Origin of the sequence: Bradyrhizobium diazoefficiens, from assembly GCF_016612535.1 — a bacterium.
Taxonomy (GTDB): Bacteria; Pseudomonadota; Alphaproteobacteria; order Rhizobiales; family Xanthobacteraceae; genus Bradyrhizobium; species Bradyrhizobium diazoefficiens_C.
Map to the genome: position 1 here is coordinate 1,269,538 of NZ_JAENXS010000001.1, position 17,519 is coordinate 1,287,056.

Below are 17,519 nucleotides of genomic sequence, written 5' to 3' on the forward strand. Positions count from 1 at the left end.
GCCATGACTGCTTTTCGGACGCCACAAATTGCCCTCACTTCGAAGGCCGCTCCGTTCGCGATCCGTGCGGAACGTGCTGCCGACGTCGCGACGCGTGAAGCGCTGCTCGATGCCTGCTTTGGCGAGAACCGCCATGGCCGCACCTGCCAGCGCCTGCGCGACGGACGCGCACCTGCCGCCGGCCTCGCGCTCTCGGCTGTGCGCGAGGGGGCACTCGTGGGAACCGTGCGGCTGTGGCACGTCAGCGCCGGAGGCAGGCCCGCTCTGGTCCTCGGACCCCTGGCGGTCGACCCTGCCTGCCGCGAGCTCGGGATCGGCGCCGCGCTGATGCAACAAGCGCTGGCCGCCGCCCGGGCGCGCGGGCACGCCGCCGTGATCCTGCTCGGCGATGCCCCCTATTACGCCCGCTTCGGCTTCACGGGCGAGAAGACCGGTGAGCTGTCGCTGCCCGGCCCGTTCGAGCGCGACCGCCTGCTGGCGATCGAATTCCAGGCCGGTGCGCTGGATGGCGCTGAGGGGATGATCGTCTCGACCGGCGCGGCCCTTTCCAAACGGAGGGTAGATCGCGCCCTCCAAGCGCACGCGGCCTAAGTGATTGTCATGATGGCGACGACCGAAGCCGCGTCCCGCGGCGGTGTCAGCGCGCGCCCGAGCCTTTGGGGTTGCACGGGTCCCGGAAACGCCCTTTAACCCACGAAAATCCCCTTTCAGCCGAGACCGAAACCCATGTCCCGACGCCTGATCTCCACCGGCTCTCCCTTCGAGAAGACCGCCGGCTACAGCCGCGCCGTGATCGACGGCGAGTTCGCCTTCGTCGCGGGAACCACCGGTTACGATTACACGTCGATGACGATGCCGGCAGATGTCACGAGCCAGTCACGCAACTGCTTCAAGACCATCGAAGCCGCCCTGAAGGAAGGTGGTTTCGAGATGGCCGACATCGTCCGCGTCACCTACTACCTCACCGACATCGGGGATGCCGATGCCCATTTCGCCGTCTGCGGCGAAGTCCTCGGCGACATCCGGCCGGCAGCAACGCTCGTCGGCGTCTCGGCGCTCTATAAGCCCGAGATGAAGGTCGAGATCGAAGCGACCGCCAAGCGCCGCAGCGCCTGAGCCCCCTCACCCCCTTGCCCGCCAGCACGTTCCGGAGAATCCATCCCATGAGCCCTCCCTCGCAGATCTACGCGAAGATCACCGGTCCCATCGTCATGGTCGGCTTCGGCTCCATCGGCAAAGGCACGTTGCCGATGATCGAGCGGCATCTCGATTACGACAGGTCGCGCGTCACCGTGATCGATCCCAAGGACGAGGGCCGCAAGGCGCATTGCGAGAAGCAGAATGTGCGATTCATGCAGAAGGCCGTGACCAGGGACAATTATCGCGAATTGCTGACGCCGCTGCTCACCGAAGGCGGCGGCCAGGGTTTTTGCGTCAATCTCTCGGTCGACACCGGGTCGACCGACATCATGGAGCTCTGCAATGAGCTCGGCGCTCTCTATATCGATACCGTCAACGAGCCCTGGCTCGGCTTCTACTTCGACAAGACGAAGGGCCCGGAAGCGCGCTCCAACTATGCCCTTCGCGAAGCAACGCTGGCCGCCAAGAAGGCACGGCCTAAGGGCTCGACGACGGCGGTCTCCTGCTGCGGCGCCAATCCGGGCATGGTGTCCTTTTTCGTCAAGCAGGCGCTACTCAATGTCGCCGCTGACCTGAAGCTCAATGCCCCCAAGCCGAAAGCCAAAGCCGAATGGGCGGATCTGATGCGGCAGGCTGGTATCAAGGGCATCCATATCGCCGAACGCGACACTCAGCGCTCGAAGTCGCCGAAAGAGCCCGATGTGTTCGTCAACACCTGGTCGGTGGAAGGTTTCCTGTCGGAAGGCGTGCAGCCGTCCGAGCTCGGCTGGGGCACTCATGAGAAATGGATGCCCGAGAATGCGCGGACCCACGAAGCCGGCTGCGGCGCTGCCATCTATCTGATGCAGCCCGGCGCCAACACGCGCGTGCGCACCTGGTGCCCGACCCGCGGCGCGCAGTATGGCTTCCTCGTCACCCACAACGAGTCGATCTCGATCTCCGATTACTTCACGGTGCGTGACGCGTCGGGCACGGCGATCTATCGGCCGACCTGCCACTATGCCTATCATCCGGCTGACGATGCCGTGCTGTCGCTGCACGAAATGTTCGGCCGCGCGGCGAAGATGCAGGAAAAGCACCACATCCTCGACGAGAACGAGATCGTCGACGGCATCGACGAGCTCGGTGTGCTGCTGTTCGGCCATGACAATAATGCCTATTGGTACGGCTCGCAGCTCTCGATCGAAGAGACCCGCAAGCTCGCGCCCTATCAGAACGCCACCGGTCTGCAAGTGACCTCCGCCGTGCTCGGCGGCATGGTGTGGGCGCTTGAGAACCCGAAGGAAGGCATCGTCGAAGCCGACGAGATGGATTTCGATCGCCTGCTGGAAATCCAGCTGCCCTATCTCGGCCCGGTCAAGGGCTTCTATACCGACTGGACGCCGCTGACGGATCGTCCGGGCCTGTTCCCGGAAGACATCGACACCAGCGATCCCTGGCAGTTCAGGAACATTCTGGTGCGCTGACAGGCGCACCAATCGGAGCTGCAATGAACGGGAGGCTAATAGCCTTCCGCCAGAGCGGATGCTAACCAACCGCCCGGTCGCACGGCAACCGGGAGGTCCGCATGAAACATATCGCCTGCATCGCGGGAGGCGTCAGCCTCCTGATCGCGTCCCAAGTATTCGCCGCGGACACCGGTCAGTTGCCCTGCAAGACCACGCAGGAATGCAACGAAAACGCCGCCAAGATCGGCGCCAACGCCGCCAGGGACGCGCAACCCTCAACCAGCAAGTCGGACGCAGCCGAGGACCAATTCTACTGGCTCAACAAGATCAACAAGGCTTCCACAGTAATGCTGGTGGAGGAAGGCATCTTCCCGAAAAGCACCGGCCAGCTGATCGCCGGAGGCGTGGACTACACGATCCGCCAGGCGCGTGAGCCCGATGGCAAGCGCCCGAGCGACGTCCTCCAGATCGAGAAGATCATGACCGACAAGGTCGGCGAGGAGGCCTCCGTCATCCACGCCGGGCGCAGCCGCCAGGACATGTACGCGACCTTCCGTGCTGCCAAGCTGCGCAACCAGACGCTGGATTTTGCCGAGGCGCTGCTCGGCCTGCGCGCCAAAATGCTGGCCAAGGCGGCCGACAATCTGGATACCTTGATGCCCGGCTACACCAACGGTGTGCAGGCGGTGCCGATCACCTATGGTCATTACCTGCTGGCTTATGAGGAATCCTTCGAGCGCGACCAGCAGCGCGTCAGCGAAGCCTATCGCCGGCTCAACCTCAGCCCGATGGGCGTCGGCGTCATGTCCGACTCGGTCTGGCCGCTGAATCGCACGCGCCTCGCCCAGCTGCTCGGCTTTGACGGCATCGTCGAGAATTCGATGGATGCCAACCAGGTGATCCCATTCGACAACCAGCTCGAGGCCACCGCCATCGCCAATTCGGCCGCCATCCGGATCGGCGTGATGATGCAGGACCTGCATACGCAATACGCCGAGGTGCGACCGTGGCTGTTGCTGCAGGAGGGCTCGACCTACACCAGCAGCTCGATGCCGCAGAAGCGCAATCCGGGTCTGATCATGCAGGCGAGGATCGCCGCTTCAGATGTGGTGGGGCTGTCGGCGGCGGCATCGATCCGCGCTCACAACGTCATGTCGGGCATGGTCGATTCCAAGTCCCAGTCCGAGGACATCGGCCTGTTCCCGCGTGCCGTCAACATGGTGACCGCCACCGACCGGGTGTTCGATGCGATCGTGGTCAACAAGGCCCGCGCCAAGGAAGAACTGGAGAGCGACTGGACCTCGACCATGAATCTCGCCGAGCTTCTGTTGCAGGCGCACCAGATCCCGTTCCGCGTCGGACACGGCTTTGCATCGCAGATGGTCAGCTATGCACGGCCGCTGGATCTCACGCCCAAGACCATACCCTTCAGCGAAGTGACTGACCTCTTCACCAAGACGCTTGCCAAATTCAACATGCAGGCGAGGCCGTTCCCGATGAGCGAGGCCGAATTCAGGGAGGTGATGTCCCCGGAATGGATCGTGGCGCACACCCAGGGCGTCGGCGGTCCGCAGCCAGAGGAGACTGCACGCATGCTGAAGGCGGCCCGGCAGCGCCTCGATACCGACAAGCTCTGGCTTGCCGCGCAGCGCGACAAGCTCGCGAAGGCCGATGCCGCGCTCGATCAGGCGTTTGCGGCGCTGTTGCCGAACGACGCAGCGCATTAGCGGCGAACCGGGGTGCGTCATCCCGCACCCCGCCCGCTCACGTTACTTCGCCATGTAATCGAACGCCACGCTGCCGAGCCCGAGCGTCAAATCCGCTTTGAAGTGCAACGCCGAGACCACCTCGCGCACCGGCAGCCGGGCGACGTCGCAGAGCGCGTGAGGAAACAGGCCGAGCGCGGCTGGGCCGGTCCAGGCTTCCTTCAGCGTGATGTCCTCTAGATGGAAGCGCACCAGCTCGCAGATCCGAGGGTTGCCATCGACATGCGGAATAATCTTCAGGATGAAGTTCGGTGCCTTCATCGGCTGCAGCACCTCGTCAAGGTCGACCTTGCGGTGCTTGTAGCCCATGGTCGCGGAGGCACAGAGCACCGAACCATAATGCAGCGAGCCGACCAGCACGTCGCTCTCGACCTCGATCTTCGGCCGCCCCAGCTTCTTCGGAAAGCCCCACAACTCGCGGCCGCCGGCGATCGGGCCTTCATCGTCGAGATACATCGCGTGGGTGTAGGCGCCGAGCTCACCCTTGAAGCGGACCGGGATCACTTGTCCGGTCTCGGTGTAGTCGCCAAAGCCGGTCGAGTCGGGCATGCGGATGAATTCGTATTTCACGACCGGCTCCGCCACCTCGAGCGGCTCGGGCACGATGGCGGCAAGGGCTTCGAGATCGGTCCTGTAGGTAATGATGAAATACTCGCGATTGAAAAAGTGATATGGCCCCGGCGGGAATGACGGGTTGGTGAGCGGCATCGAATAGGCGGTACGGCGGACGTCTTCGATTTTCATGGAAGGCCCCATCTGTCGGTTGTGCGACAGATTATGGAGCGGGCCGTACGCCAAGGCGAGATTGTAGAATTGGCATTCGTCGTCAAATGCGCGTCACAATACAATGCCGTCGCAGCTACTTCTCCTTGATCGGCGGCGCGACCTTCTCGGCGGGAGCTGGCGGCAATGCGGGCTTGGTGGCCGCGCCTTGGGTCCGCGGATCGGGGCGCGCGGGCTCGGGCGCTGGCGTGGTCGGACGCTCGCCGCCGGGCTTGGCTTCCGCGGGCGTCCTGGTCTGACCGTCGGACGGCGTGCCCTGGAGCGGCTGTGTCGCTTGGGCCAGCTCCGTCCGGCTTTCGGCGCGGATTTGCGCGAGTGACATCACTGACACCACCGCACCCGCCGCGAACAGCGAGCAGGCGATTATCAGGTCGAATTTCAGTCTGCGCTTGTCACCTTGGCCGGGCATGTCGATCACCGCCTTTGTCCGCGGAATCAACGAACTCGTGCGACCGCGGTTCCGTGCCCTATAAGGCTGGAACCGCAAGCGATCAGTCGGTGGTGCTGACTTCCCAGGTCGCGTGGCGCACGCCCGGCAGGTGCTGGAGGTCGGTCGCCACGGCGTTCAGCTCGTTCGGGTCGACCGCGGTCGCAACCAGTTCTGCGACAATCTCGATGAGGTCGTCGCCGGTCTCGACCACGTCGACGTCAGCCACCGGATATTTGGCGGCCTCAAGCTTGTCGACCAGACGATCGCGCATGTCCGGCAAGGCATCCATTGCGACCGCCAGCTTGAAATAGTAGGTCGCCTCGGACGTCTTCTCATTCAGGGGGATGCGGTTGATGGCGTTCACCAGCGGGCGCAGCAGCGTGTTGCCGGCGATGACGAACACGGTGAGGGCAGCTGCCTGGGCAACCATGTCGGCCCCGGCGCAGGAGCCGACCGCGGCCGAGGCCCACAGCGTCGCGGCGGTGTTGAGTCCGCGCACGTCCATGCCCTGCTTCATGATGACGCCGGCGCCGAGAAAGCCGATGCCGGAGACGACGTAGGAGATCACCCGCACCGCGCCGTCGGCGCCGGTCAGGTGCATGGCCAGATCGACGAAGGCGGCAGCCCCGACTGCGACCAGCACGTTGGTGCGCAGGCCCGCAGTGCGTTGGCGATACTGCCGCTCGGCGCCGATCAGCGTGCCCAGCACGAAGGCCGTGAACAGGCTGACCAGCGTGTCGGCGAAATCAGCGAGTTGGAAGGTCGTCAGAAACCGCATGGCCCCATCTAGGGCCAGAACGATGACAGATCAAAGCTCCAGCAGCCCGCCGTCCCCATTTTCGTCGGCGAATGCCAGCAGCGTGCCCTTGGCGTTCCAGGCGAGCGCAGCCACCGGCGGCGTGCCGTTGCGGCGGACCAAAATCTCCGCGCCGTCCTCCAGCCGCACCATCAGCACGGTGCCGTCGCTGTAGCCGGCGGCGAAGATGTCGTTCTTGGGGTGGCAGGCGACGACCGCCACGCGTGCCTGCAGCGGCGCGAGCATCGCGGGCTCCTTGCCCATCGGACCGTCTTTGCTGGCGAACGGCCATATGATGACGGTGTCGGCGCCCGAGGTCGCCAGCCCCTTGCCGCCCGCGCTCCAGGACATCGAACGGACGCGGCCGGGATAGCCGGTCATGCGCATGTGCCGGTTGTCGGCGAGCCGCCAGCCGTGCAGGGCCGATTCGTGCATGGTGGTGACAAGGAATTTATTGTCCGGGCTGAAGGTGACGCCGAGATGCGATCCGGCCCAGGGCAGGAATTCGGCCGATCCCTCCATGTTCGGAAACCACAGCGTGGCGCCGTTGTAGTGGGCGATCGCGAGCCGCAGGCCCTTTGGCGCAAACGCAAGTCCGCCGACGGTCGAGGGCACCTCAAGCGATTTCTCCTCGGTCTTGCCGCTCCTGACGGTCGCCGTCTTGCCGGCCGACCAGGCGAAGGCGCCGTCCGGATGCAGCGCCACCGCGTCGATCCAGCGGCGCTTCGGGTCGGTGGCGAGCAGCGTCACCTCGCCCTTGGCGTCGAGCGACACGACCTTGCCGTCGTCGCCGCCCATGATGAGGCGCTTGCCGTCGGAGGCGGTGGAGAGAATGCCACCGCTGTGCACGGCGACAGTGCTGATCTCACCCTTGTTGTCGGCAGAGTTGGCGTCGACGAACGCGACATTCTCCTCACCGCCGACGAAGGCGGCGCGGGGCCCAAGGAAATGCACCGAGGTCACGCCCATGCCAAGCGTGAGCGGCTTGACGCGGTCGGTGACGGAGACGATCGAGGCGGAATCGGGAGCGGGCGTAAACTCTTTCATCGCGAGACGATGCAGCTCTCGAAGCCCGTGCGAATGAGCTCTTCCGGCAACTCGCGGCCGATGAAGACCAGACGGCTCTCGCGCGGCTCGTCGTCCTTCCATTTCCGCTGATGGTTGCCCTCCAGCATCATGTGGACGCCCTGGAAAACGTAGCGGTCGTCGTCGTCGTGGAAGGCAAGAATGCCCTTGGAGCGCAGGATCTTGCCGCCCTCAACCTGAACCAGGTTCTGCAGCCAGGGCATGAACACGTTCGGATCGAGCGGCTTGTCGGTCTTGAGCGACAGCGACTGCATGTCCTCGTCGTGATAGTGCTTCAGGCCGTGGCCGTGATCATGATCGTGCCCGTGATTGTGGTGATGATCATGGTCGTGGTCATGATCGTCGACCTCCAGAAAGTCCGGCTCGATGTCGAGGATGCGGTCGAGATCGAACGCACCGCGGTCGAGCACGTCGGCCAGCGCGACCGAGCAGCGCTCGGTGCGGTGCAGTTTCGCATAGGGGTTGATGCCGCGGATACGGGCCTCGACCTCGGCAAGCTCCGGCTTGGTGACGAGATCGGTCTTGTTCAGCACGATGACGTCGGCAAACGCGATCTGGTTCTTGGCTTCGGGCGCGTCCTTGAGCCGGTCAGACAGCCATTTGGCGTCAGCGACCGTGACCACCGCATCGAGCCGCGCATTCTTTTGCACGTCCTCGTCGACGAAGAAGGTCTGGGCGACCGGCGCCGGATCCGCAAGGCCGGTGGTTTCGACGATGATGGCGTCGAACTTGCCCTTGCGCTTCATCAACCCGTCCAGGATGCGGACGAGGTCGCCACGCACGGTGCAGCAGATGCAGCCGTTGTTCATCTCGAACACTTCCTCATCGGCGCCGATGATGAGGTCGTTGTCGATGCCGATCTCGCCGAATTCGTTGACGATGACAGCGTATTTCTTGCCGTGGTTCTCCGACAGGATGCGGTTCAACAGCGTGGTCTTGCCGGCACCGAGATAGCCGGTCAGGACGGTCACGGGAATTTTGGAGGCGGTCGCTTCAGACATAGGAACTCCGGGGTCGGCTGGTCGCGCGACGCAAGGCGGGGTGGCCCCTGCCCTAATGGTCAAGCGCACTGGTCAGGGCCTTTATATTGTGCCTGACCATATCAATGTAAGTGGGTGCAGGCCCCTTTTCGCCGGTCAAACCGTCCGAAATCAGGGTCCCGCCGACCTTGGCGCCGGTCTCGGCCGCGATCCGCCGGATCAGGCGGTCATCGCTGATATTTTCCAGGAAAACGGCCGGGATTTTCTGGGCCTTGATCTGGCCGATGATACCAGCGATGTCCCGCGCGCTGGGCTCGGTTTCGGTGGAGACGCCCAGGGGAGCGATGAACTGGATTCCGTATTCGGCGGCGAAATAGCCGAAGGCATCATGGGTGGAGATCACCTTGCGCCGTTCGGGCGGGATCTTGGCCACGGCCTCGCGGACCTCGCGGTCGAGCGCCTCGAGCTTTTCCAGATAGGCCTTGGCCTGGGCGCGGAAGAGCTCGGCATCGTCGGGGTCAGCCGCGGCCAGCGCGTTGGCGATATCAGTCACATAGATTTTCGCGTTAGGGACGGACTGCCAGGCGTGGGGATCGGCGGCCGAGCCGAGCTTGAGCGGCGCGATCTCGGTGCTCGCGGTCACGACCGTTGCCTTGCTGCCGGAGGACTGTACGAGACGCGGCAGCCAGCCCTCCAGCCCGAGCCCGTTGACGATGACGAGTTTTGCGTCCGCGATCCGCTTCGCATCTGATGGGGCCGGCGTGTAGACGTGGACGTCGCTGTCGGGGCCGACCAGCGTCGTGACCTTGACCCGGTCGCCGCCGATGGTGCGGACGAAATCGCCGAGGATCGTGAAGCTCGCGACGACGTTCAGCCGCTCGGCGGCGTGCAGCGGCGAGCCAATCAGCAGGAGCACGCAAAGCAGGAGACGCTGCATCGTCACGCTTCCAGATGCCGGCCGGGAAAAAGCTGCCGGACGATCCCGCCGACACGACCGAACAGGACGGAAACGATGTAGAGCATCGTCGCCACCAGAATGATCGCAGGCCCCGACGGCACGCGGGTCTGGAACGACAGCACCAGCCCGGCATAGCCCGAGACGGCGGCGGCAACGACCGCAATGCAGATCATGGCGGTGAGATCGCGCGACCAGAACCGCGCAATGCCCGCTGGCAGGATCATCAGGCCTACGGCCAGCAACGTGCCGAGCGCCTGAAAGCCGTTGACCAGATTGATCACGACCAACGCGAGGAAGGCGAGATGCGCAGGCCCGCCGGCGCGGCTGACGGTGCGCAGGAACAGGGGATCGACACTCTCGATCACCAGGGGGCGATAGATCACCGCAAGCACCAGCAGCGTGACCGTGGCGTTGAAGGCCACCACCAGCAGCGTCTGATCATCCATCGCGAGGATGTTGCCGAACAGCACGTGCAGCAGGTCGATATTGGTGCCCTTAATCGAGACGATAGTGACGCCCAGCGCCAGCGAGGCCAGATAGAAGGTCGCGAGTGAAGCGTCCTCCTTCAGCCCGGTCGAGCGCGCGACGACGCCGGCGAGGATCGCGACCGCAAAACCTGCGATCAGACCGCCTGCGGCCATCGCGAACAAATTGAGGCCGGAGAGCAGGAAGCCGACCGCCGCCCCCGGCAGGATCGCATGCGCCATGGCGTCGCCGACGAGACTCATTCGCCGCAACATCAGGAACACGCCGATCGGCGCACCGGCCAGCGACAGCGCGATCACGGCGGCGAGCGCGCGTCGCATGAACTCGAATTCGGTGAACGGACCGATCAGCGCGTCATAGACCATCTGTTATTACGCCGCCCGCGAGCGAGCATCGTCGGCTGCACAGGCAGCCGCGCTGTCGTCGAACGCCTCGCACATACGCATCGCGACCAGCAGGTTTTCCGGTGTCAGCACCTCCGCCGTCGGTCCCCAGGCCACGGGGCCGCGCGCCAGCACCAAGGTCTCGGCGAAGTGGGCGCGCACCATCTCCATGTCGTGCAGCGCGGCGAGCACGGTACGGCCCTCGCCGTGCCAGTGTTTCACCAGCGCCAGCAGATCGACCGTGGTCTTGCTGTCGATGGCGTTGAAGGGCTCGTCGAGCACGATCAGCCGCGCGTCCTGGAGCAGCACGCGCGCGAACAGCACGCGCTGCATCTGTCCGCCGGAGAGCGTGCCGATCGGACGGTTCTCGAAGCCATTGAGGCCCACGGACGCAATCGCGCGCAGGATTTTTTCGCGCGCGACCCTGCCAATGCCGCCGAACAGGCCGGTCCCGCGCCACAGCCCGGTGCTGACAAAATCGAACACCGAAATCGGGAAGGTGCGATCGATCTCCGCGCTCTGCGGCAGATAGGCGATGTCCCTGGCATCAAGCCCGCCGAGATGGATGCTGCCGTCCAGCGGCTTGAGGATGCCGACGATGCCGCGCAGCAGCGTCGACTTGCCGGCGCCATTCGGACCGATCACGGCGACGAGCGCACCGGAAGCGACCTCGCCGTCGAGGTGGTGCACGGCCGGATGGCGGTCATAGCCGAGCGTGACGTTGTGGAAGTGCACGGCCGCCATTGTCACCTCATCGCCAGGAAGACCACGCCCCAGAGCACGACGCAGACGGCCAGTGCAGCCGCGAGGCGGCCAGCCAGGGTCATGCGCAGGATCGACCAGGGCGCGTCTTGGGCCGGATGCGGCGAGGCCGCATCGTGGACATGGGCGTGGCTGTGGTCGTGGCCGTGCGAATGCCCGTGGGCGTGGGAATGCTCATGGGAATGGCCATGCGCTTGGTCGTGGTGATAGGGCTTGGACGCGGCGGGAACCATGCCAAGGATGTTATAATATAACATTGCCCCTGTCCACGCCGGGCTCAGGGCTTGCCCGATCACCATCGCGAGGGCGGCGGACACGGAAGGTTTCTGCCAACGGCCTGGGTCGACCGGAGGGGATGCCCTTCTGATTAAGGGCGCCGCCGAGGTGGTGCAAACGGAACAATGACAGACCCGTGCGCGCGCCGCGCAGGGCTGGTTCGGCGAATTCCGCACAGCAAAAAGGCGGCCGCGCATGCGGCCGCCTTTCCCGATTTCGTCAGTCCGAGGGCGGCGACTTATGCCTTTTCGAACAGGGACTCGACGTATTCCCAGTTCACGAGGTTCTCGACGAACGCCTTGAGATAGTCGGGGCGGCGGTTGCGATAATCGATGTAGTAGGAGTGCTCCCAGACGTCGCAGCCGAGGATCGGGGTGGCGCCGTGCACCAGCGGATTCTCGCCGTTCGGGGTCTTGGCAATTTCGAGCTTGCCGTTCTTGACCTGGAGCCAGCACCAGCCGGAGCCGAACTGGCCAACGCCGGCCGCCTGGAAGTCGGTCTTGAACTTCTCGAAGCCGCCGAGATCTTCTTTGATCTTCGTCTCGAGCTTGCCCGGCAGCTTGGTGCCGCCGCCATTGGGCTTCATCCAGCTCCAGAAGTGGATGTGGTTGTAGTGCTGTCCGGCATTGTTGAACACCGCGGGGTTCTTGCCGAACGAGCCCTTGACGATCTCCTCAAGGGACTTGCCTTCCCATTCGGTGCCCTTGAGCGCGTTGTTGCCGTTGGTGACGTAGGCCTGATGATGCTTGTCGTGGTGGAATTCCAGCGTCTCCTTCGACATGAACTGGCCGAGGGCGTCATAGGCGTAAGGGAGTGGGGGCAGCGTGAATGTCATGGGTTCTTGTCCGCAACTGGTGGGGAACGTTCTAACGGTCACCCCTTATAGAAGGTTCCTGCGCCGTTAAATACCGCCAATTTGCGAAAAGCCATGATGCGATCGCGTGGACCGATTGCACAACTTCGCCGCCGGCAGTTGGATGTTCACCCGAGTGTTGGGTACGCGCCCTGCAAAATATCATTGCCTTTGAAGCGCTTATGACAGAACGAATGCATCACGCAGCCCGGGACGCACAAGGCAGAGCCATGAGCATCGAAATCGACATCCTGAACGGCGACGCCTCGTGGGCGATCGCGAAGCCGCTGCATCAGGCGGTGTGGGGACCACAGATCGTCGAGAAGCTGCCCTGGGGGCACGTCAAATGGGCCAATGCCGATTTGCGCGTGCTGATCGAGACGCCCGAGGACGGCCTCGTCTGTCATGTCGGCATCTATTTCCGCACAGCCACCTGGAATGGACAGAAAGTGCATATCGGCGGCATCGGCGGGGTCTGCACGCGCGAGGATCGCCGCAACCGCGGCTATGCGACCATGGCGATCGACGCGGCGGTGCATACCATGCGCGCCAACGAGGCGGTCCGCTTCGCGTTGCTGTTCTGCGAGCCGCACAATGTCGCGTTCTACGAGGCCCGCAAATGGCAAGCCTTCAAGGGCGAGGTCTATTGCGAGCAGCCGGAGGGGCGAATCCGCTTCGACCACATGGCGCCTTACGTGTTCGACATCGTCCGCGCGCCAACGCTCGGCACCATCGATCTCTGCGGCCTGCCCTGGTGAGAATTTCACTGGGGCAAATGAGCGCAGGGATGTGATTCCATCAGGCGTTGCACTATCCGAATATGCTGCTATTGGAGGCGCCTCCATTCCGAGGCCCTTCCATGTCCCGCAGATTTGCCGCTCTCACCGTCCTCCTGGCCGCTCTGTCCGGCGCGACCGCCGCCAATGCGCAGAGTGCTGACGCAAGCGGGATCTGGCTGACCCAGGCGGGTGATGCCCGCGTCAAAATCAGCAAATGCGGTGGCGGCATTTGCGGAATCATCGCCTGGCTGCGCGAACCTTACGACACCGCGACCGGCCAGCCCGCCACCGACAGCAAGAACCCCAATCCCGCGCTTGCCAGGCGTCCGATGATCGGACTGCCGCTGTTCTCCGGCATGCAACCGTCGGGGCCGAACAAATGGTCGGGCCAGATTTACAATGCCGACGACGGCAGCAATTATGCCAGTAGCGTCACCGTGATGGGCGCAGAGACGTTGCGCGTCGAAGGCTGCGTCGGCGCGCTCTGCGGCGGCGAGACCTGGACGCGCGCGGGCCGCTAAGTCGCGGCCGCCATCATCGCCTTGAGCGCCGTTGCTGCAGAGGCGTAGCCGCCGCGGGCACCATCGATGAAATGCACGTGGTCGCTGCGCAGCGCCGAGGGCGTGAAGCAGGTCATCATCGCGGCATCCTGCTGATAGAGGCCGTAGCGAACGACGCCGTCGCGCGCAGCCGCCGCGAGACGATCGCTCAGAGCGCGCTCAAGTTCCGGCGTGCAGTCGAGGATCATGCGCAGGCCGTCGTCGTATTTGCGGAAGTCGGAATTCTCGACCACCTGGCGCTTATAGACTTTTGGCAGGAAGCCGCCGATCTTGATGTCGAAGCGCATCAGGACGTATGCGAAAAACGTATAGGCGAGCAGGCTGGCGCGGCGCTTGAACAACGATCCTCCGCGGATCGCCCGCGCCTCGTAGTCCAGGCCCTGCGGCGGCCATTTCAACGGCGGTCCCTGCGGCGGCACGGGACGGCCGGCATCCGGACTGCGCTCGACGAGATGGATGATGTCCTCGATCACCTTGCGGAAGGCCAGCGGGTCGGCGCCGCCCGCCGGCATCACCAGCACCGATAGGATCAGTCCGCGCGAAGCTGGAATCACCTCGAAACGGCAGGACAGGCCGGAGAGATCGGGCTGCGTGCCCGCGGGCGCTTCCGTGACCGCGAACTCACCACGCTTCATCGCGGCGTCGGCCCAGGCGAGCCCGCCGCCGGAGAACATCGCATAGGACAGATTGGCCGACGGACCGAAGCGTGCGACGCGCACGTCCAGTCCCTGCGCGCGGATGGCGCTCACCGGCACCAGCGCGACGCGCATTTTCAGTTCGAGATCCTCCCGCACCCAGGTCGCGGTCGCGGCCAAAGCTTCACGAGCAGCGTCGAGATCGGACGGCGCGACCGCAAAACTTGCCCCGTCGCCACCGAACACGAAGGGAAATTCGCGTCCCTCCAGCGCATTCGTCACGGCTGCGATCACCGCGGCCCCGGCCATGTTGACCGCCTTATAACGCTGCGCCGCGATCGCCTTGGTGGAATCGACGATGTCGGCAACGCCGATGCTCCAGTCCTCGGGGAGCGGCGAATAGAGCTTGGGCTCCATCAGGCTGGTGAAGCCGCGGAAAACGGGGATGCTGCCGTAAAAGGATGAGGCTGCCATCGCAGGGCCGGTCAGATCTTGCACGAGGACAGATACGAGGCGGGATCGATCCGGGTTCACCTGCCGGCTCACACGAACGACGGCGTATCATTGACCGAAATGGGGATGACAACAAGATACCCGCGAGGCCCAGCCTCGCTCAGCATTCGTCTGCAATATCCCAGGACATGCGCTAATGCAGCTTCTCGTCCTGACGCTTGCGCAGCGCGGGCGCCGGCTTATCGTGACAGCCGATCAGCCGCACGAATTGCTGCGGATGCATTTCGTGGCCGTGGCTGCCGGAATTTTGATGCGACATCGGCGAGCAGCGGGCATCGTCCAATTTAGCGATCGATGGTTCCGCAGGAGTCCGGCCGTCACTCGCAGTGCTCATGTTTGGCGTGGCCATGGACTGCTCCTTCTTGTTTAGGGCAGTTCGATTGACGTAACCCAATCGATCACAAGGCATCTTACGACCAAATCCGGCTTGATGTCATTGCGCGGGATCAACCAGATTGTGACGGCAGAGTTCCGCCTTAGGCCGTGTTCCCCGCGTCAATCGTGAACACGGTGCCGGTGACGTTGCGACCGCCCTCGCCGAGCAGATATTCCACCATATGCGCGACGTCGCCTGTCTGCGGCAGGCGGCGCAGCGCGCTGCGGCCGGCGATGCGCTTGCGGCTTTCGTCGGAGAGATTATGCGTGAGCTCGGTATCGATGAAGCCAGGCGCGATTGCATTCACGGTGATGCCGAGCTTGCCGACCTCGCGCGCGAGTGAACGGGTAAAGCCGGTGGCGGCGGCCTTGGTCGCGCCATAGACCGAGAGGCCGTTGTAGCCCGTGGTTGCGATGATCGATGAGATGTTGATGATGCGGCCGGCACCATCCGCCATCATCTGCCGTGCGACATATTTGGTGAGGATGATCGGCGACAGCACGTTGAGTTGCACCAGCGCCTCGATCTCCGAATTGTGCATGGTCGCGAGCAGGCCCTCGGTGCCGAGGCCGGCATTGTTGACGAGGCCGTAGGTCGGGCCGAACTCGTCACGCACGAGCTTGGCGAAAGCCGGGATCGCATCGATTACGGAGAGATCGCAGGCGCGGAAATGCAGGCGGCCCTCGGAGGCAGCGATCGCGGCCTTGAGTTCGTCGCCCTCGCGCCGTGCGGCCGCAATGACGTTGTAGCCGGCGCCAGCCAGGCGCTTGCCGATCGCAAGGCCAATGCCGCGGCTGCCGCCGGTGACGAGGACATTATGCATCGGTGCGCGCCAGTTTTCCGGCAGGGGTAACGTCGAGCGCTTCGACGAAGCGAATCACGGCAGGCACCTTGTGCGAGGCAAGCTGCGCCCGGCACTGACCCAGGATCTGGTCGCGAATTTCCTTCACCCGGGCCTGATCGGTACCGTCGGCCAGGATCACGTCGGCGACGACGATGCCGCCGGTGATCGGACTGCGCCGCGACTTCGCCCGCGACATCCGCACGTCGGGATGACGGTTGATGGCGGCTTCGATCTCCTCGGGGTGAACTTTCAGCCCGCCGATATTGATGATGCCGCCACGGCGGCCGACGAAATAGTAACGGTCGCCGCGCAATTCGACGATGTCGCCGCTGTCGACAAAACCATCGCCATCTGCGAGCGCCGCAGCATTGCGGCCGATATAGGCGTGGGCCGTGCGCGTCGAGCGGATGCGCAGCGAGCCGTCGACGACCTTCATCTCGACGCCATTACGATTGCCGAGATAATCGGCCGGAAAACCTTCGAGCCCGTCATTGACGGCGAAGCCGACGCCGGCCTCGGTCGAGGCATAGGCATGGCCGACAGAAGAGTTTGGGAATGCCGCCTTGAGGCCATCGAGCACGGCCTGGTCGGCGATCTCGCCGGAAAGGCGGACATAGCCGGGCGCGAACTGCACGGCCGAGCCGCTCATCAGGAGCTTGCGCCAGTGCGAGGGCGTGCCGGAAATATGCGAGACGGCGCGCGCGTTCAGGCGCGCGACGTGATCGGCGAGCGCCTCGTACGGGTCCGACAGCACCATCGAGCCGCCGGAGAGGATAGCGCGGAGGAAGATCTGCAGGCCGCCATAACGGCGGATGTCGTAGAACGTGGCCCAGACCGGCGCGGGCCCCTTCGCAGGGCCTTCGGCGACGATGGCGCCGGTGAGAGCTTCCAGCGTATGGCCGACGATCTTCGGTACACCTGATGTGCCCGAGGTGAGCATCAGCCATTCGGTGGCGCGTTCGGTCCGCGCAGGCGCCGTGACTTGAAGCGGCAATTGTGCGGTGACAACCAGCAACACGCCGGTCGCAGCCCAGCGATCGGGCTCATCGGTGACGACGGCGTCGATCCCGGCATCCGCGATCAGTGCGTCGAGACGCGCGGGGTTGAGGTCCGGTGGGCACAGCAGCATGCGACGGGCAACTCCGTCGAGCTCGATCATGGCAAGGCCCGACCGAAGCTGGTCCGACAATTTCAGCAAGACGGCGCGGCCGGACAGCTCGCGCAGGCGGCCGCCGAGGACGGTCTGCGGCAGGATGTCGGTCAGCGACACGACATCATGCGCGTCCGACAGGGTACGGCCCGTCAGCTCCGCGCCGAGGTGGTCGCGGAGCGCAAAGGTCTTACGCAGGGACATTTTCGTAGGCCCGCACGAAATCGCCCACGGTGGCGGGGAACGCTGCGTCCTCGGAAATGGTGAAGGGGTCGACGCCGGTCTCGTCCTCGAGACGCGCGACCAGGATTGCAAAGGCGAGCGAGTCGAAGCCCGTCTCGTGCAGAGACAAATCGTCCGAGAGGGCGGGGAGCGCGACGTGCTGCTCTTTGGCGATCTGCTGGATCGCTTCGATAACCTTGGATCTCACCGACATGGCTTGCTCGCCTCATACTTAGTTAATTGATCGTGTTTGTTGCGGCGGCTCTTGACGACCGCCTCCCATGTCCGTGTGT

Annotated in this window: 21 protein-coding genes; 6 read left to right on the plus strand and 15 right to left on the minus strand. The window is 64.3% G+C overall.

The annotated features are described in order from the left end of the window. Window positions 1-3 precede the first annotated feature (3 nt). The 4 genes from JJE66_RS06030 (at window position 4) to JJE66_RS06045 (ending at window position 4,315) form a co-directional block, all read left to right on the plus strand. Window positions 4-591, plus strand: a complete 588-nt coding sequence (locus JJE66_RS06030) for a GNAT family N-acetyltransferase (protein WP_200513172.1) — start codon at window positions 4-6, stop codon at window positions 589-591. A gap of 135 nt (window positions 592-726) precedes the next feature. Further along, window positions 727-1,116, plus strand: coding sequence for a RidA family protein (locus JJE66_RS06035; protein ID WP_200513173.1), 390 nt, complete (start codon window positions 727-729; stop codon window positions 1,114-1,116). A gap of 47 nt (window positions 1,117-1,163) precedes the next feature. Further along, on the plus strand, window positions 1,164-2,606 hold the full coding sequence (locus JJE66_RS06040) for a homospermidine synthase (protein ID WP_200513174.1): 1,443 nt from the start codon (window positions 1,164-1,166) through the stop codon (window positions 2,604-2,606). A gap of 101 nt (window positions 2,607-2,707) precedes the next feature. After that, entirely contained in the window at window positions 2,708-4,315 is a 1,608-nt protein-coding gene (locus JJE66_RS06045; RefSeq protein ID WP_200513175.1) for a lyase family protein, read from the plus strand. A 42-nt stretch (window positions 4,316-4,357) separates the two neighbouring features. Here JJE66_RS06045 and JJE66_RS06050 read toward each other — a convergent pair whose 3' ends face one another. The 10 genes from JJE66_RS06050 to JJE66_RS06095 all read right to left on the minus strand — a co-directional run bounded on the left by JJE66_RS06050 (window position 4,358) and on the right by JJE66_RS06095 (window position 12,129). Then, a complete protein-coding gene (locus JJE66_RS06050; protein WP_200513176.1) occupies window positions 4,358-5,098 on the minus strand; it encodes an acetoacetate decarboxylase in 741 nt (246 codons plus the stop codon). Between the two features lie 115 nt (window positions 5,099-5,213). Continuing rightward, window positions 5,214-5,546, minus strand: a complete 333-nt coding sequence (locus tag JJE66_RS06055; RefSeq protein ID WP_200513177.1) for a hypothetical protein — start codon at window positions 5,544-5,546, stop codon at window positions 5,214-5,216. A gap of 82 nt (window positions 5,547-5,628) precedes the next feature. After that, window positions 5,629-6,345, minus strand: coding sequence for an MgtC/SapB family protein (locus tag JJE66_RS06060; RefSeq protein ID WP_200513178.1), 717 nt, complete (start codon window positions 6,343-6,345; stop codon window positions 5,629-5,631). A 30-nt stretch (window positions 6,346-6,375) separates the two neighbouring features. After that, on the minus strand, window positions 6,376-7,410 hold the full coding sequence (locus JJE66_RS06065; protein WP_200513179.1) for a WD40 repeat domain-containing protein: 1,035 nt from the start codon (window positions 7,408-7,410) through the stop codon (window positions 6,376-6,378). Continuing rightward, a complete protein-coding gene (locus JJE66_RS06070; protein ID WP_200513180.1) occupies window positions 7,407-8,450 on the minus strand; it encodes a GTP-binding protein in 1,044 nt (347 codons plus the stop codon). The genes JJE66_RS06065 and JJE66_RS06070 overlap by 4 nt, the downstream gene beginning before the upstream one ends. A 52-nt stretch (window positions 8,451-8,502) precedes the next feature. After that, on the minus strand, window positions 8,503-9,366 hold the full coding sequence (locus JJE66_RS06075) for a metal ABC transporter solute-binding protein, Zn/Mn family (protein WP_200513181.1): 864 nt from the start codon (window positions 9,364-9,366) through the stop codon (window positions 8,503-8,505). A gap of 2 nt (window positions 9,367-9,368) precedes the next feature. Continuing rightward, the gene (locus JJE66_RS06080) at window positions 9,369-10,238 is read right to left on the minus strand and encodes a metal ABC transporter permease (RefSeq protein ID WP_200513182.1); all 870 of its coding nucleotides are present in this window, start codon (window positions 10,236-10,238) and stop codon (window positions 9,369-9,371) included. Window positions 10,239-10,244: 6 nt separating this feature from the next. Further along, the gene (locus tag JJE66_RS06085) at window positions 10,245-11,000 is read right to left on the minus strand and encodes a metal ABC transporter ATP-binding protein (RefSeq protein ID WP_200513183.1); all 756 of its coding nucleotides are present in this window, start codon (window positions 10,998-11,000) and stop codon (window positions 10,245-10,247) included. 2 nt (window positions 11,001-11,002) lie between these two features. Next, entirely contained in the window at window positions 11,003-11,251 is a 249-nt protein-coding gene (locus JJE66_RS06090) for a hypothetical protein (protein WP_200515280.1), read from the minus strand. A gap of 281 nt (window positions 11,252-11,532) precedes the next feature. Then, entirely contained in the window at window positions 11,533-12,129 is a 597-nt protein-coding gene (locus tag JJE66_RS06095; RefSeq protein ID WP_200513184.1) for a superoxide dismutase, read from the minus strand. Between the two features lie 248 nt (window positions 12,130-12,377). On the opposite strand from JJE66_RS06095, the gene JJE66_RS06100 reads away from it, so the two are divergent. Both JJE66_RS06100 and JJE66_RS06105 read left to right on the plus strand, forming a co-directional pair. Next, window positions 12,378-12,905 (plus strand): GNAT family N-acetyltransferase, encoded by a 528-nt coding sequence (locus JJE66_RS06100; protein WP_200513185.1) that lies wholly within the window; start codon window positions 12,378-12,380, stop codon window positions 12,903-12,905. Window positions 12,906-13,006: 101 nt separating this feature from the next. Next, on the plus strand, window positions 13,007-13,447 hold the full coding sequence (locus JJE66_RS06105) for a DUF2147 domain-containing protein (protein ID WP_200513186.1): 441 nt from the start codon (window positions 13,007-13,009) through the stop codon (window positions 13,445-13,447). Here JJE66_RS06105 and JJE66_RS06110 read toward each other — a convergent pair. The 5 genes from JJE66_RS06110 to JJE66_RS06130 form a co-directional block, all read right to left on the minus strand. Further along, complete coding sequence (locus tag JJE66_RS06110; protein ID WP_200513187.1) at window positions 13,444-14,595, minus strand: DUF3095 domain-containing protein; 1,152 nt, start codon at window positions 14,593-14,595, stop codon at window positions 13,444-13,446. The two genes, JJE66_RS06105 and JJE66_RS06110, sit on opposite strands and share 4 nt — an antisense overlap. Before the next feature lie 172 nt (window positions 14,596-14,767). Next, complete coding sequence (locus JJE66_RS06115; protein WP_200513188.1) at window positions 14,768-14,983, minus strand: hypothetical protein; 216 nt, start codon at window positions 14,981-14,983, stop codon at window positions 14,768-14,770. A gap of 127 nt (window positions 14,984-15,110) precedes the next feature. Continuing rightward, the gene (locus JJE66_RS06120) at window positions 15,111-15,833 is read right to left on the minus strand and encodes an SDR family NAD(P)-dependent oxidoreductase (protein WP_200513189.1); all 723 of its coding nucleotides are present in this window, start codon (window positions 15,831-15,833) and stop codon (window positions 15,111-15,113) included. Beyond that, window positions 15,826-17,208 (minus strand): class I adenylate-forming enzyme family protein, encoded by a 1,383-nt coding sequence (locus tag JJE66_RS06125; protein ID WP_200513190.1) that lies wholly within the window; start codon window positions 17,206-17,208, stop codon window positions 15,826-15,828. Before JJE66_RS06125 ends, JJE66_RS06120 begins: the two co-directional genes overlap by 8 nt. Next, entirely contained in the window at window positions 17,195-17,440 is a 246-nt protein-coding gene (locus JJE66_RS06130) for an acyl carrier protein (protein WP_007597226.1), read from the minus strand. Before JJE66_RS06130 ends, JJE66_RS06125 begins: the two co-directional genes overlap by 14 nt. Window positions 17,441-17,519: the final 79 nt, after the last annotated feature.

Bases quoted from the DNA above. Each gene is read 5' to 3' on its own strand.
- JJE66_RS06030 (WP_200513172.1), top strand. From the start codon at position 4: ATGACTGCTTTTCGGACGCCACAAATTGCCCTCACTTCGAAGGCCGCT.
- JJE66_RS06035 (WP_200513173.1), top strand. From the start codon at position 727: ATGTCCCGACGCCTGATCTCCACCGGCTCTCCCTTCGAGAAGACCGCC.
- JJE66_RS06040 (WP_200513174.1), top strand. From the start codon at position 1,164: ATGAGCCCTCCCTCGCAGATCTACGCGAAGATCACCGGTCCCATCGTC.
- JJE66_RS06045 (WP_200513175.1), top strand. From the start codon at position 2,708: ATGAAACATATCGCCTGCATCGCGGGAGGCGTCAGCCTCCTGATCGCG.
- JJE66_RS06050 (WP_200513176.1), bottom strand. From the start codon at position 5,098: ATGAAAATCGAAGACGTCCGCCGTACCGCCTATTCGATGCCGCTCACC.
- JJE66_RS06055 (WP_200513177.1), bottom strand. From the start codon at position 5,546: ATGCCCGGCCAAGGTGACAAGCGCAGACTGAAATTCGACCTGATAATC.
- JJE66_RS06060 (WP_200513178.1), bottom strand. From the start codon at position 6,345: ATGCGGTTTCTGACGACCTTCCAACTCGCTGATTTCGCCGACACGCTG.
- JJE66_RS06065 (WP_200513179.1), bottom strand. From the start codon at position 7,410: ATGAAAGAGTTTACGCCCGCTCCCGATTCCGCCTCGATCGTCTCCGTC.
- JJE66_RS06070 (WP_200513180.1), bottom strand. From the start codon at position 8,450: ATGTCTGAAGCGACCGCCTCCAAAATTCCCGTGACCGTCCTGACCGGC.
- JJE66_RS06075 (WP_200513181.1), bottom strand. From the start codon at position 9,366: ATGCAGCGTCTCCTGCTTTGCGTGCTCCTGCTGATTGGCTCGCCGCTG.
- JJE66_RS06080 (WP_200513182.1), bottom strand. From the start codon at position 10,238: ATGGTCTATGACGCGCTGATCGGTCCGTTCACCGAATTCGAGTTCATG.
- JJE66_RS06085 (WP_200513183.1), bottom strand. From the start codon at position 11,000: ATGGCGGCCGTGCACTTCCACAACGTCACGCTCGGCTATGACCGCCAT.
- JJE66_RS06090 (WP_200515280.1), bottom strand. From the start codon at position 11,251: ATGGTTCCCGCCGCGTCCAAGCCCTATCACCACGACCAAGCGCATGGC.
- JJE66_RS06095 (WP_200513184.1), bottom strand. From the start codon at position 12,129: ATGACATTCACGCTGCCCCCACTCCCTTACGCCTATGACGCCCTCGGC.
- JJE66_RS06100 (WP_200513185.1), top strand. From the start codon at position 12,378: ATGAGCATCGAAATCGACATCCTGAACGGCGACGCCTCGTGGGCGATC.
- JJE66_RS06105 (WP_200513186.1), top strand. From the start codon at position 13,007: ATGTCCCGCAGATTTGCCGCTCTCACCGTCCTCCTGGCCGCTCTGTCC.
- JJE66_RS06110 (WP_200513187.1), bottom strand. From the start codon at position 14,595: ATGGCAGCCTCATCCTTTTACGGCAGCATCCCCGTTTTCCGCGGCTTC.
- JJE66_RS06115 (WP_200513188.1), bottom strand. From the start codon at position 14,983: ATGGCCACGCCAAACATGAGCACTGCGAGTGACGGCCGGACTCCTGCG.
- JJE66_RS06120 (WP_200513189.1), bottom strand. From the start codon at position 15,833: ATGCATAATGTCCTCGTCACCGGCGGCAGCCGCGGCATTGGCCTTGCG.
- JJE66_RS06125 (WP_200513190.1), bottom strand. From the start codon at position 17,208: ATGTCCCTGCGTAAGACCTTTGCGCTCCGCGACCACCTCGGCGCGGAG.
- JJE66_RS06130 (WP_007597226.1), bottom strand. From the start codon at position 17,440: ATGTCGGTGAGATCCAAGGTTATCGAAGCGATCCAGCAGATCGCCAAA.